Origin of the sequence: Burkholderia crassaminum, from assembly GCF_964265005.1 — a bacterium.
In the GTDB taxonomy this organism is placed as follows: domain Bacteria; phylum Pseudomonadota; class Gammaproteobacteria; order Burkholderiales; family Burkholderiaceae; genus Burkholderia.
The window spans coordinates 1,423,745-1,438,457 of sequence record NZ_OZ183800.1 but is presented as its reverse complement, the minus strand read 5'-3'; the positions used below and the strand labels follow the sequence as shown (position 1 = coordinate 1,438,457).

Sequence of the window (14,713 nt, the reverse complement as noted above, 5' to 3'; positions counted from 1 at the left end):
GCGTCAACGCCCTAACGCGCCCGCACCGACACGAACTTCCGCGCGTTGTTGCGCTGGATCAGCACCGCGATCACGCTGCCGCCGTTCGCTTCGAGCGACTGCACGTCGTCCGGCGTCTCGAGCAGCGTGTCGTTGAGCTCCAGCACGACATCGCCCGGCTGGATGCCCGCGGTCGCGGCCGGGCCGTGCACCGCGTCCACCATCATCCCGACCGCGAGCCCCGTCGAGCGGCGCTCGTCGTCGCTCAGCGCGTGCATCGTCAGCCCGAGACGGTCGCCGCCGTCGCCCGCGCCGGCCCCCGCGCCCGGTCGTGCGGCCGCCTTCGGCGCGGCCATGCCGATGGTCGGCCCCGCGTTGCCGGCGGCCTCGTCGGCACCCGTGATCGTCAGCATCACCGGCGCGCGGTTGCGGATCAGCCGCAGCGGCGCCTTCTGGCCGGGCGGCAGCGCGGCGGCCAGGTCGTTCAGCTCGGCCGAGCGGCCGATCGTCTTGTCGCCCAGCTTCACGATCACGTCTCCGGGCTTCACGCCGGCCGCGGCGGCCGGCGAGCCGGGCGCGACGCCGTTGACGAGCGCGCCCGCCGGACGCGGCAACCCGAACGCCGCGGCCAGCCCGATCCCGACATCCTGCACGTCGACGCCGATCGCATTGCCGGACGACGACTCGCCCGGCGCCTGGGACTGCTGCGCCTGCATCTGCTTCTGCAGTTGCGCACGCACCTTTGCGGCAAACGCGATCGGGATCGCGAACGTCGTGCTCGCGTAGCGGTCGGTGCCCGTATAGACCTGCACCGCGATGCCGATCACGTCGCCCGCGCGGTTGAACACGGGGCCGCCCGAGTTGTCGGGGTTCGGCGCGATGTCGGTCTCGAAGAACGGGAATGCGCTGCCGTCCGGCAGCCGGTGCGACGTGGCGCTGACGATGCCGGCCGTGACCGTGTTGCCCGATCCGTCCGGCGCGCCGATCGTCATCACCGGCTCGCCCGCCCGTACTTTCGACGAATCGCCGACGCGCACGAACGGCAGCTTCGTCGCGTTGACGCGCAGCACGGCGACGTCGCTTTGCGGATCGACGGCCAGCACGGTCGCCTTGAATTCGCGGCGGTCGGTGAGCCGCACCGTCACGTCGGTCGCATCGTCGACCACGTGGGCCGAGGTGAGAATCAGGCCGTCGGCGCTGACGATGAAGCCCGAACCGCTACCCGATACCGCGCGCGGTGCCGTGTCGGGCGCCGGCGCCTGTGGAGCCTGTGGAGCCTGTGGAGCCTGTGACGCCTGTGGCCCCTGTGCTGGCCCCTGCGCTGGCGGCGGCGCGTCGTGCCGGAAGAATGCGGTGAGCGGATCGTCGGGATCGAGAATCGCGAAGGACGGGCCGCCACTTTGCTGGTCGGGCGCGGTGGCCATGATGGTCACGACCGCCGGACCGTAGCGATCGACGATCGCCGGAAAATCGACCGGCATCGCATAAGGCGAAGCGGGCGGCCGTTGCTTCAGGGCGCGTGGCGCGGCGGGCGGCGCGAGGGTGGCGGCAATGGCAGCCGGCGGCGGCAAAAAAACGGCAAACACGCCCCCGATCAACGCGGTGCGAAGCACGGCGCGAGCAAGCGTCTGGCGAACCACGGTGCACCTCCCCCGGCAGTCGCGGCGACGACCTGCGCGAGACGCGCAGGCGCCCGACAAGCACCGGTACACGCATCCATTTATAGTCCACGCGGCCTGTTCGAACATACGAATCGAAACCCGAATGCCGGGCGGCACGGCGGGCGCGGAGCCGCGACGGCGTTCGTTTCGAACAAAGTGCGCGATTCGTCAATCCGCACAAGTCCGATTGTCCTGAGCGGCGGCTAACTTGCCGCACCGCCGAGAGACGGTATCGCGTCAAAGGTTGGCGGCTTCCTCTATCTTGATCGCCGCGCCGCCGGCTGCGGCAATGATCTCCACCGGGAACTCGGGCAGCTTGCCGGTACCTGTCCGGCGCAACGCTTCTCCACGCGGGATCGGAGGGCCGTCCTCCTCCATGTAACGCCGGATATGTTCATACAGTCGCCAGAGCATCGCGTCTTCCCACCATCCGGTGTAGCCAATATTGACGATCTCCGCACACGACTGCGGATTGCTAACCTCGCCCCACAACAGCGACAGGAAATAGGATTCACGGCCCGCCGCCCCCGTAAATTGCGTCCATTTGTACGATCGGACCTTCACGTCGTCCCATGCGCGCGTGCGTACGGCTCCTGCCCCGCCTTTCTCCCAGAATCGCCAGAACGGTGGCGGCACATAAGGAATAAAGCTCACGCTGCGATCTTTCCGGTTGAAGAGAACGGGAAGATCCCGGGGAGAAAAGAGCGCCCCCCGGAGGCAGAACACTGCAAACAAAAAGAACGGCACGGTGGCAACGGACATGAAGACGCCGAAGACCGGAATTTCTAGCAAAGCCAGAACTGCCAGATAGCCGATGCACCCCGTGCCGAACAGCCCGATCAGCACGCCAAGCATCAGATACACCGTTTTCCCGCCGGCGCCCATCGGCGTACCAACTTCGATCGCATTCGGGTAGATGTTCAAAAGGGCGTCGCAGGCGCTGGCCATTTCGTGAGCAGGTCGCCGCTTGTCATCGCTTGCCACCCGCCACGGTGGCGTGACGCCCTGCCGGGTATTCGCCAGTTTCCCGGGGAATTTATTGAAATACGGATCCGCTTGATTCCATTCCGGCAACAGCACGCGGTAGTCGCTCTTCTCGTTTTTCATTTCGATGTACCGGAACCGTACGCTCTACTATCTCGGCAATTTCGATATCGCCGACGGAGTGATGATCGAGCCGAACATGAGTGTCATCACGTCCAGCCACACGCTTGAACCGCGAGAGCAGCAAGCCTTCGCTATCGCGAAACCGATCAGAGGTTCACCGCCCCCTCTACCTTGATCGCCGCGCCGCCGGCAGCGTCAATGATCTCCGCCGGGAACGTGGGCAACTTGCCGGTACCTGTCCGGCGCAGTGTTTCTCCGCGCTGTATCGGGGGGCCGTCCTCCTCCATGTAGCGTCGAATGTGCTCGTACAATCGCCACAGCATCGCGTCTTCCCACCATCCCGTGTAGCCGAAATTGACGATCTCAGCACACGACCGCGGATTGCCTGCTTCACCCCACAACAGCGACAGAAAATAAGATTCACGCGCCGCCGCCCCCGTAAACTGCGTCCACTTGTACGATCGGACCTTCACGTCGTCCCACGCTCGCGTGCGTACGGCTCCTGCCCCGCCTTTCTCCCAGAATCGCCAGAACGACGGCGTTACATAAGGAGTGAAACTCACGCTGCGATCCTTCCGGTTGAACAGAACGGGGAGATCCCGCGGAGAAAAGAGCGCCATCCGGAGGGAGAACACGGCAAACAAAAGGAACACCAAGGTGACGAGGCACATGACGACGCCAAGAACAGGAACCTCCTGCAAGGTCAGCACTGCCCCATAGCCGATGCCCCCCGCGCCGAGCAGCCCCATCAGCACACCGAGTATCAGAAACACCGTTTTCCCACCCGCGCCCATCGGTGTGCCAACCTCGATCGCATTCGGATAGATATTCAAAAGAGAGTCGCAGGTGCTGGCCGTCTCGTGAGCAGGTCGCCGCTTGTCATCGCTTGCCACCCGCCACGGTGGCGTGACGCCCTGCCGGGTATTCGCCAGTTTCCCGGGGAACTTGTTGAAATACGGATCCGCTTGATTCCATTCCGGCAACAGCACGCGGTAGTCGCTCTTCTCGCTTTTCATTTCGATGTACCGGAACCCTACGCTTCACTATCTCGGCAATTTCGATATCGCCGACAACGTGATGATCGAGCCGAACACGAGCGTCTTCACGTCCGACCATCCACTCGAACCCGCGAAACCGATCAAAGGTTCACCGCCTCCTCTACCTTGATCGCCGCGCCGCCGGCAGCGCCAATGATCTCCGCCGGGAACGTGGGCAGTTTGCCGGTGCCTGTCCGGCGAAACGATTCGCCGCGCGGTATCGGGGGACCGCCTTCCTCCATGTAGCGCCGGATATGTTCGTACAACCGCCACAGCATCGCGTCTTCCCACCACCCGGCGTAGCCGATATTGACGATCTCGGCGCACGACTGGGGATTGCCAACCTCGCCCCACAGCAGCGACAGGAAATAGGATTCACGGCCCGCCGCCCCCGTAAACTGCGTCCACTTGTAGGACCTGACCTTCACGTCGTCCCACGCCCGAGTTCGCACTGCCCCTACACCACCTTTCTCCCAAAATCGCCAGAACGACGGCGTCACATAGGGAATGAAGCTCACGCTACGATCCTTCCGGTTGAACAGAACGGGGAGATCACGGGGAGAAAAGAGCGCCCCCCGGAGGCAGAACACCCCACACAAAAGGACCAGCAAGGTGAAAAGGAACATGACGATACCAAGGACAGGAACCTCCTGAAAGGTCCGCACCGCCGCGTAGCCGAATCCCCCCGCACCAAGCAGCCCCATCAGCGTGCCGAGCAACAGATACACCGCTTTTCCCTCTGAGCCCATCGGTGTGCCAATCTCGATCGCATTCGGGTAGACGTTCAGAAGGGAATCGCAAGTGCTGGCCATCTCGTGAGCAGGCCGCCGCTTGTCATCGCTTGCCACCCGCCACGGTGGCGTGGTGCCCTGCCGGGTTCTCGCCAGTTTCCCAGGGAACTTGTTGAAATACGGATCCGCTTGATTCCATTCGGGCAGCAGCACGCGGTAGTCGCTCTTGTCGCTTTTCATCTCGATGCACCGGAACTGTACGCTCTACTATCTCGGCAATCTCAATATCGTCGACCACGTGATGATCGCCCCGAACATGAACGTCATCACGTCTGGCCACCCGCTCGAACCCGCGAAGCGGTGCGCCTTCGTCGTCGCGAAGCCAATCAAAGATTTGCGGCCTCCTCCACCTTGATCGCAACGCCGCCGGCTGCGGCAATGATCTCCGCCGGGAAGGTGGGTAGCTTGCCGGTACCTGTCCGGCGCAACGCTTCTCCACGCGGGATCGGAGGGCCGTCCTCCTCCATGTAACGCCGGATATGTTCATACAGCCGCCAGAGCATTGCGTCTTCCCACCACCCGGCGTAGCCGATATTGACGATCTCGGCGCACGACTGGGGATTGCCAACCTCGCCCCACAACAGCGACAGGAAATAGGATTCCCGCGCCGCCGCCCCCGTAAACTGCGTCCACTTGTAGGATCGAACCTTCACGTCGTCCCATGCACGCGTGCGTACGGCCCCTACCCCGCCTTTTTCCCAGAATCGCCAGAACGGCGGCGACACATAGGGAATGAAGCTCACGCTGCGATCCTTCCGGTTGAACAGAACGGGGAGATCGCGGGGAGAAAAAAGCGCCGCTCGGAGGCAGAACACCCCACACAAAAGGACCAGTAAGGTGAAAAGGCAGACGACGGCACCGAGAACTGGGACTTCCTGCAAGACCAGCACCGCCAGGTAGCCGAATCCCCACGTACCGAGCAGCCCCATCAGCGTACCGATCAACAAAAACACCGTTTTCCCGCCGGCACCCATTGGTGTGCCAACCTCGATCGCATTCGGGTAGATGTTCAGAAGAGAATCGCAGGTGCTGGCCATCTCGTGAACAGGCCTCCGCTTGTCATCGCTTGCCACCCGCCACGGTGGCGTGACGCCCTGCCGGGTTCTCGCCAGTTTCCCGGGGAACTTGTTGAAATACGGATCTGCTTGATTCCATTCCGGCAACAGAACCCGGTAGTCGCTCTTCTCGTTTTTCATCTCGATACCCATCTCCTAGTTCGGCAGCCGTTCGTTCAGGACCTCGTCTCCATCCTTCGTTTCCACGGCCACTTCGGCATACGCCCCGCTGAATTCAATGACACTCAGATCGAGCGACAGCCGAATGTCCTGATCCTGATCTTTCACCCCGGCGTTCAGTTTCGCGAGCGCCGAAGCGCCACCTGCCGCTAGCCCTGAAGGGCGCGCGGAGCCGCCTGTGCGTTCCAGCAACAGCGTCGCCCCGCCTTTCTTGCTCTTGCCGTAGATGCGTGCAACCCAGTCCAGTTGCGCCCGCAACCCCACGGGGATGCGCAGGCGCAAATATACCTCCCGATAATCCATCGGATTGCTGTTGTTGCCGCCGGGCATGGGCAATCCTCCCATCATGCCAGCGCCCGCGCTCCGGCCGGCGATATCCCAAAAGCCGTCCTTGTAGCTGAAGTCGACACTGATCCCCAGCAACAGCTTGTTCGACTCTTCCTGCTCGCGAGCCAGACTCCCCCATTTGTCACTCGCACCTCCCCAGATCGTGCGCGCCGCCCACTCTTCCGCAGGCTGATTTTGCAGAAGCTGAGCTAAATAACCAGCAGCCATACCGACCGCAACCAGCACCAGTCCCCATCCGGTCCAGGAAAGCCCGAAACCACTCGCTGTAACAACGCCCATGGCTTCTAGGAAACCCGCCCCGGCGGCAAAGGTCGCCGCGCCAAAGAATATCGCCTGGATCGTATAGGCCGACACGGCGCCGGGGTTGTCTCGCCCAGCTCTCGAAACGGCTTTCATAATCGCCGTCGCAGTATCAAAACCAGCGGCAATCGTCGCGGCTGCGCCTGTCAAGATCTTCGTGCGCAACGCAGCGCCAACCGCTTCCCATTTCTTCGCGGCGGCATTCCCGACTTCGAATAACGCGGCAGCGCAACCCATCGCCGCCGACCCGATGCCGAGAATACCCTCCAGCCGCTCGTCGTCATTTCCGTACCTGTATTTGTCGATCGCATCCCGCAAGCTCAGAGCCTGCAGCCATCCGCCCGCGACCGACAGCACCGCGCCCCCCTCGCGCATCAATTCGCCGACCTTGCGGGCAAACTTCCTGAGTTCGCCCATGTCAGCCGGCAACTGCGCAATGGCGGTCGTCGTAACACTGACCTGTTCGAAGACGAATACCTCCACGGTCCCACCTTTTCCCGATACGTCAAAAGCACCACCACCGCTTCTTGAAACACTGACGGTACGCGTGTCACCCACCTTCGACGTCGATTTGCCGCCCCCCTCGGGACTGTTTTTCGCATTGGCGACTTCCCGCCAGTAAAACTTCGCCTGCTTGTATGACGCCTTGACCCGCGTGACGCGAATGCCATCCTTGGTGGCACCGATGATGCCGATTCTTGCTATCCCTACCTCGACTTTCTTGACGAGATCCGGGGACGGCGGATTCTTGAGACCGCGCAACGCAAGACTGGAAGCGCTCAGCAATGACACCAAGCTGTAACTCCAGATCGAAGCCAGCGCCCGCAAATACGGCAGATTGCGCGCCAGGGCCCCGACCAGTTCTCCGCCCTTGTGCTTGCTCTCGAGATCCTCGATCACGTCGAAAAACGCCTTGGATTCATCGATCGTCTTGGATCGCTGATCCTTGTCCTTGAACCACGTGAAGAAATCCTGCTGGTTGCCGAGCATCGCACGGATCATCAGGTTGTTCTTGTCGTCCGGATTGTCCTTCATGAAATCCGCGTACCACTGCAGGCCGACGTCGGTCTTGTGGCCGCCATGGCACACCTTGCCCACCAGTACCGCATAGTAGACACCGTCCTGCCGCGTCGTGTCGTCACAATCGTGTTCGGTCACCAGCTTGCGCGCCCCGCTTTGCAACCACGCGCCGTAATCCGGCTCGATCGTCGCAAGCAATCGGCTGTCGTCGTTGCACGCGGACTGGTACTGGTCCAGGAATTTCTGATACTTGTCACCCAGCTTCTTCTTGATCTGCTCCGCCGGCAGTTCGTCCTCCGGTATCGCGACGATGCCCATCGACGGGTTCGTATAGGTGCCGGCGAACATCCCCGATCCGGAGATCGTCTGCGGCATGAAGGTCGCGCCCGGCGGGAGATTCCCGCTCGCCTTCATCGCGTCGAACTGATCCCTGGCCATGTACGTGTTCGGGTCACCCTGCATCCCGGACAGATTGCCGATATGGCTGTATTGCTGCTGCATCGTCTCGACCAGGCCCTTGATGCACAGCGCCGACTGCAGCTTCCAGTAGCCTTTGTCCGTCATCATCGTCTTGGCCTTCTTCGGCACGGTGATACGGAAGTTCGCTGCCTCGTACGTCACACCGATCGCATCGGGTACGCTGACGATCATCGCCTTGCCGATGTCGAACGTCTGGCTTTTCTTGACGATCTCGACAGCCTGGTCGTAAATGTCCTTCGCCGTTTCGCGACGCCCTCCCTTCGGGTCCATTCGCGCCGGCTTCCTCAACGGAAACACATTGTCGTCGCCATACAGCGCAGCCGACGCCACCGGATAGTTCGCGCCGTACTCTTCGACAATCTTGCCGATTTCGGCCTCCGTCAGCGGGGCCGAACGATCGCATTTCGCATTCGGCGCATCGATGCACACCATGCGCTGTCGCCGCAGCGTTTCGTTCTTGGGATTTCCGTATGCATTCCGAACCTTCTCGCTCCATGGCGTATCGCTGAAGCCGATCCACACACGCTGCGTCTCGGACGCATTCGGGATGACGAACAGCATGGCAGCTGCATAACCGGCAGTGCGCTGGCATGCGAACACGGGTGCGTTGCCAGGCAAGGGCAATTCGCTGAGCGAATAGGGCGTCATGTAGCCGCCGTCGTCGACCTGGAATGCCTGCCACCCCTTCTGCTCCTTCAGCTCCGGGGTGTGCGCTCGCTCGTAATACGCGTAGACGTAACCACCGCGCAAGGTTCGCATCGTGTAGCCGAAGTAACTCAACCCGACGTCGGCAACACCTGGCTTCAGCTTCGCGATCGCGCCTTTCTTCGCATCGGCATATTTTTTTTCGGCCAGCGCCGGCCTGACCAGCAAAACCGGCAAGCCGGCCTTCACGCATGACGGGCACCCGCCTGCGGAACAGTGCGGCGCACCGGCGGCGGCGGCATTCGCGTTCTGCGCATATTTGCCATCTGACATGATTCGATTTCCTTTGCTAGCGGCGAGCCATCGCGAAGGATGTGTCGCGCGACGTCTTCTGATCCAGTTCGAGACGCATCGCGTCCCACACGTCATCCCCGACCGCGCCGAGCCGCTCGCTCAAGCTTGCCCGATCGCTCAATGTCGACTTCACCAGTTCGATCACATGCGCGTGCTTGCACAGTGCCGGATGAATCTGCAGCACATACGCGCCCAACAGCACGATGTCGGCTACCTGCGTCAAACCAAGCACCTGCGCATCGGCAACAGCCGCGTCCGCCCGGTTCAGGTAATCGTCGGGCAATTCTCGCTCGAACACGCACCAGCCCCTGAGGAGGTCCTGCACCGTCGAGCATCGATCCACCCGGCTCCATTGCGCGTCGTCGAGCGCGAAGAACGTGGCACGCGATCGCGATGCGCTCGGGTCGAAACCCACCGGTGAAATCCGCTCCACGAGCCTGGCATGTCGGTCCAGCGCATGCCATGCCGCGATCGGGCCGAACAAGTCGCTTCGTTGCAGATCGTTCAGTGCCGGCCACATCCATTCGAGTACGCGCCGATCGGCCCATCGCACGTACTTCCGGCCAACGCGGGGGCGCGGAGAAACCATCACGCGCGCCAGGTGAACCGCGACGATTTCCGGTGGCAGCGTCGAAACCAGCCAGCCGCCCACCGTGAACCCGCGCACCACTTCATCATGGGGATCGCGTTGTTCGTCGCACGCGGCCCGGACCGATGCCTCGATCAATTGGACATCGTCATGATCGAAGCAGATCAGCCGCGGACGCTGATGGTCGAGAAGCGACTCACTGGCCACCGGAATCGGCACGACCTCGCGTTCTCCGGGCATCGGCCCATGCTCGACAAGCGGCTCCCGCAGGTACGGATCGACGAGCAGATACCCGTGCAACGAATCCTGTTTCCGCAGCGCGTCCTGTATCTGCGACGTCGTCAGTTCGATCGATGTGCTCACGCCCCTCTCTCCGTCACAACGTGGCGGCGCCGCGACCGGCCGCATCGCCGTCTTTCGTCGGACAGGCCTTCACCTGACTTTGCGCGATCTGCGGGTTCATGTCCGAACTGCGCGGGCCGGTCAGCACGTGATTGGCTGCATGAAACTTCACTGTGCCCGGCACGCCGATCTCGATGCCGCCCCCCTCCATCTTCAGATAGGCTTTCGCTGCGGTGAGCAATACCTTCCGGGATGCCTGCGCGGTCACGCTTGCCGTTGCACTGGCCAAGCTGACGCCTTGCTGGGCAACGGCCCCGAGATTCCCGCCACGCTGGGCCTGCAGGCCGACCGATCCACATGCCGCATGCAGCGCGATGCCGGATACGGCAACGGGCCGCCCGTCGCCTTTCTTGCCATCCGTGTACAACAGGATTCCCTGGTTCGCGACGACGCTCGTCTTGTTCTGCGCCATCCACTGCAAATCCTGACCGGCGGCAAGCACCGCCTCGGTACCCGACAACCAGACGTGGCTCTTGGCCGACACAGCCACCACGCCGTCCTGGCCGTAGGCCACCAGATGCGGGCGACTCCACGCGGTCGCGTTGCCGTCGCCGCCTCCGGTCGCCTGACCGGACGTGGATCCTGCTCGTGCTGCGCTGATCGCCTGCTTGCCGTCACTCAGCCCCGTGACCGCCGCCGGCGTGGAAGACGAAGCGCCTGCATCCGTTGGTTCGGGCGACGACGCATCCGCTTGCGCCGAAGACGATTGCGACGCGCCCGGCTCGGCACCTTGCGCACGCGCGGCCTGCGCCAGACCGTCGAGCAGGTCGTGACTGTCGCCGAGCACCTGGGCCGCGCCGGACGCATCCATCTGGTTCACACCGGCTGCGGCGCTGACCAGTACGCCGGAGCCGCCGCGCACCGCGCCCGATGCTTCGGTATTCAGCTCCGCGCCATAACCACGATCAGCCTGGCGAACATTGTCGTTCATCGACTTGAGGTGGCCCAGCATCAACCCGCTGCGGCGATCGGTCGTATAGAGATGCGCACTCGACTGACCCGCCGTGTCGTCCATCATGAAGTGACGATAGCCGCCGGTGCCCTGCTGGCTCTGACTCAGATCCTGGGTCTTGAATCCGGTCAGCGTGGCTGCATGGCCGTTGCCCGCGAACCACGCGGCCGCATTGCCGGTACTGCCGCTTGGCCCGCCGGCGCGCGCATTGTGCTGACCGTTGTCGTTGCCGCGCCCGTTATACAGCGACGCCACGGCCACCGGACGATCGGGCTGCCCCTCCAGCCAGTCGACCCACACTTCCTGGCCCACGCGCGGGACGGCGACACCGCCCCAATTGTCGCCGCCGATCGGGGTCATCATCCGCGTCCAGGTGCCTGCACCTTGATCAGCGGGCGCATTGGAATCACGAGGATGCGCTTCGCGGCTGGCTGCATTCTGGCCGCGCTGCGCATGATGCTGGATACGGACGCGGTGGTCGCGGTCGGTATGAATCGGCGCATCCGCACCGACGACGATCGCCGTCTGCGCGCCCTGCACCACCGTTTCCGGATGCAAGCGCGCGCCGTCCACGCCATCCTCGTGCGGACGATAGGACTGCTCGACCGGTAGTGCAACGAAGGTATTTCCGTACACACGGCCGGTGTCGTTTCGCGACACGTCATTGCCTGGATGAGTGCCGGTGCCGGACAGGCCGTCCTGCATCATTCCTTCGACGGCGGCGGATGCGTCGACCTCGGCCGACGGCGGTACCTTGCCGAGCTTGCGCTCGATTTCGCCGTGGACATCGGCGTCCACATTCGCCTGCACCTCGTGCTCGACACGCAGGCAAACGAAGGCTTGCGAGACTTTCAACACCGGATGGTCGCGCATCGCGAATCGCAGCCCCGGCCGCATGTCGCGGCGCGTGCCGCGCCCTTCGCTGCGCGACGCGCACACGCGTTGCGCATCCAGTTGCTGCTGTGCCCGGGAATCGCCGACCGCCGCGGTCTGATACGCGTAGGGGCCGGCAACGTCGCGATCGATACCGGGCATGACCGAGCCTTTCACCCGCGCCTCCGACGGCCGGGTGGACAAGGTGCGATGATCCCAGCTCGCGCGCGTCACTTGCCCGATACGCCAGCGGCGCGCCGCCATGAAATCCTGGATATTCCCTGCCGGACTCCCGTCGCTCGCCTGATGGAACCCGATGACGACGGGATCGTCCGGCTTGAACTGCTGATTCGAATCCGCCAATACCAGCGTGTGCTGACCGAAGTTTGCGGCGTTCGCATCGCCTTCGTGTTCAAACCAATAGAAGATGCCTTCTTCCGCCCACAGGCGTTGCAGAAAATCGAAATCCGATTCGCCGGCTTGCGCGGTCAGGCTGCGCTTTCGATACTTCGACTGATCAGTCAGCGCCCAACGCCACGCAGGTACGATGGCGCCGTGCGTGTAGTAGCCGAAGATCTGCTCGCTGATATCGACCACACTGGCGTGCTGATAGTTGTAGCTGTCCACGCGCTGGCGCAGCAGTGCAAACCACGGCTCGATCGTGAAGCGATAGCGGGCGAGACCACCGTTGCTACCGATCAGTTCCGCGGCAACCACATGCCCATGAACCGGGCGCCGGGTGTCCTGCCCCTCGGTGGCCTGCCACTCGATCAGGATCGGGCCGCCGATCAGCTTGCCGATCGAGAGCCGGGCATTCTCGGACAATGCAGTCAGCTCGAAACGAAACCCGCCGCCGCCAACCGCTTCCCAGCCGCGCAGGCTTTCCGCGATCAACGCATCCGTTCCGAACGACGTGCGCATCCACAGAAAGCGGCTGTGCTGCGACCAGCCTCGCAGCAGCGAACTCAGTGCGCCTGTATTGATGGACATGGCCTTTACCGTTGAATATCGCGAGCGATGCTCACCATCACTTCGAATTGACCGTGTGGCCTTCCGCCAGCGTCTGCAGGCGTCGGGCAAGATTGCCGACCGGATCGGCCGGTGCGCCCGTCACGACGAAACACAGGTTCTTGTAGATCCACACGAAGCCGCGCCCGGGGCCGGCGATGGTGCTGCGGACCGACACGCTTCCGAGCGACGCAGGATCCGTCTCGAACGGCACCTGCGCAATCGACGGCGAAGTCGTCTCGTTGAGGAAATAATCCGCGGCCTTGAAGCGGTCCTTCGCCTGCGCAACCGTGATCGATACGCGTGCGCCGTCGAACTGGCCGTTGAAGATATCCTCCCGGACATCCTTGAGCGGGCCGGTTTCGTTGACGCGCGGTTCGTGACTCTCGATCTTCAATCCCGTCAAGCCGGGGAGGTGCTCCGTTGCAAGCCTGCTCCAGTCGAACGCGACCACCATCCGGCCATCGTCGGTGGCGAACTTCCGGTCGAAGTCGATGCGTGACTTGAATGCATCGACACGGGCGGTCGGGCTGAAGGCCTTCTGAATCGCTGCTGCTCGTTCTTCCGGAGTCATGACGTTTCTCGATTCCGGCGATTGCGCATGGCATGCACCGGTAAAAATGGAACATAACAACAACCCGACGACACGCTTGTTCATTTCACCGCTCCTACACCGGGAAATTCCTTTGTCGTCATCAGGAGCTGCGCAATGTAATCGTCAGGCGAGAGCGGCGGCTGGATCTTGTATTCCTGACTGATTTCGCGGCTCGACCGACCTGTATCGATCGAAGCGACCAGATAGGCGCGCAACGCTTCGTCGTGGTGTGGTCCGGCGCATGCGTCTTCGACTTGATGGCTCAGATGGGCAAAAGCGTGATTGCCGAAGCTGGTCCGCGACGGGGACTCTCCGGCGATGGTCGGTGTCGACCCGTTCGACGAAAAGAACGGGTTGTTGCAAGCACCGATGCCGACGAGATTGGTCGAGTTGATATACCCGAACGGGTTCTGAAAATAGATGCCGGGCTTCACGCCCAGCGCCGCCGCCAGGCTGAACACGGCCGACGCCTGATCGTAGCAGTTCACGGTTCGCCCATCGTCAGCAGCGCCGCCCGACGCGGCGGCCCCGCCCGCCTTGACCGCGCGCTTCTGCATGTACTTCTTCAATTCGAACAGCCCGCCGGTCATTGCCACCGAGCCGCCGAAATGCGCGGCACCGGAAATCGTGTCGTAATGCAACCCGTGGCCGTGGTGGCAATAGTCCGTGACCTTCGCGATGGCGGCCTTGGCGGTCGCCGCTCCGGCAACCGATGCGCGCTTGAAGAGAAACCGCAGCGCTTCGGCCCACACGCCGGCGCCGAATGGCGTGCCCGGCCGATCGAGCAACACGAACACTTCGAGTCGGGTCGCCGGCGTCACGGCGGCACTGAGGCCGGTCGCGGCATCGTTCAGTTTCCACGACGCATCGCCGTAATAGTAGGCAAGCGTGTCCGGCAAGTTCGTGACGGTCGCGGTGACCTGATGTTCGCCGAGCGCAGTCGGACAATCTCCCTCGATCGTCAGCCCGTGCAACGTCCCTGTCAGCTTCATCGTGGCAGGCGCATTCGGTTTCGTCTTGGTGACGCGCAACTTGATGCCGACCTTGTTGTTCGCGCCCGCCTTGGACTTGACGAGATAAGCGCCCGGACGCTGCGAGCCGCTTGCATGGCAAAACTCGTCGGGCTGCTCGATCTCGACGACGTTCGCATCACTCGTCCAGTGAGGCGCCGCGACCGCGGACTGCTTGCGCGTGACGGTTACGCCGCCCTGCCAGCTGATCTCCAGCAACTGCGCCTCGACTACACGCCCGGAAACCAGCACCGTCTTGCGCTGCGTGCGCGAGACCGGACTCGTGGCGGACGACGATTTAACGGGAATATCCGGCATGCGTCCTCT

10 protein-coding genes are annotated in these 14,713 nt (G+C 63.0%); all 10 read right to left on the bottom strand.

Annotation, left to right across the window (positions count from 1 at the left end; genetic code table 11):
* Positions 1 to 11: 11 nt before the first annotated feature.
* Positions 12 to 1,619 (bottom strand): trypsin-like peptidase domain-containing protein, encoded by a 1,608-nt coding sequence (locus tag ACPTTF_RS23480; RefSeq protein ID WP_423368417.1) that lies wholly within the window; start codon positions 1,617 to 1,619, stop codon positions 12 to 14.
* Between the two features lie 258 nt (positions 1,620 to 1,877).
* The gene (locus ACPTTF_RS23475; protein WP_423368416.1) at positions 1,878 to 2,747 is read right to left on the bottom strand and encodes a hypothetical protein; all 870 of its coding nucleotides are present in this window, start codon (positions 2,745 to 2,747) and stop codon (positions 1,878 to 1,880) included.
* A gap of 146 nt (positions 2,748 to 2,893) precedes the next feature.
* Positions 2,894 to 3,763, bottom strand: a complete 870-nt coding sequence (locus tag ACPTTF_RS23470) for a DUF6708 domain-containing protein (RefSeq protein ID WP_423368415.1) — start codon at positions 3,761 to 3,763, stop codon at positions 2,894 to 2,896.
* 122 nt (positions 3,764 to 3,885) lie between these two features.
* A complete protein-coding gene (locus ACPTTF_RS23465; RefSeq protein ID WP_423368414.1) occupies positions 3,886 to 4,755 on the bottom strand; it encodes a hypothetical protein in 870 nt (289 codons plus the stop codon).
* 146 nt (positions 4,756 to 4,901) lie between these two features.
* Positions 4,902 to 5,771, bottom strand: coding sequence for a hypothetical protein (locus ACPTTF_RS23460; protein ID WP_423368413.1), 870 nt, complete (start codon positions 5,769 to 5,771; stop codon positions 4,902 to 4,904).
* Positions 5,772 to 5,786: 15 nt separating this feature from the next.
* Entirely contained in the window at positions 5,787 to 8,936 is a 3,150-nt protein-coding gene (locus tag ACPTTF_RS23455; protein WP_423368412.1) for a T6SS effector BTH_I2691 family protein, read from the bottom strand.
* Between the two features lie 16 nt (positions 8,937 to 8,952).
* Positions 8,953 to 9,909 (bottom strand): hypothetical protein, encoded by a 957-nt coding sequence (locus tag ACPTTF_RS23450; protein WP_423368411.1) that lies wholly within the window; start codon positions 9,907 to 9,909, stop codon positions 8,953 to 8,955.
* 13 nt (positions 9,910 to 9,922) lie between these two features.
* Complete coding sequence (locus ACPTTF_RS23445; RefSeq protein WP_423368410.1) at positions 9,923 to 12,763, bottom strand: type VI secretion system Vgr family protein; 2,841 nt, start codon at positions 12,761 to 12,763, stop codon at positions 9,923 to 9,925.
* 37 nt (positions 12,764 to 12,800) lie between these two features.
* Positions 12,801 to 13,355, bottom strand: a complete 555-nt coding sequence (locus ACPTTF_RS23440; RefSeq protein WP_423368409.1) for a hypothetical protein — start codon at positions 13,353 to 13,355, stop codon at positions 12,801 to 12,803.
* Between the two features lie 80 nt (positions 13,356 to 13,435).
* The gene (locus tag ACPTTF_RS23435; RefSeq protein ID WP_423368408.1) at positions 13,436 to 14,704 is read right to left on the bottom strand and encodes a hypothetical protein; all 1,269 of its coding nucleotides are present in this window, start codon (positions 14,702 to 14,704) and stop codon (positions 13,436 to 13,438) included.
* Positions 14,705 to 14,713 lie beyond the last annotated feature (9 nt).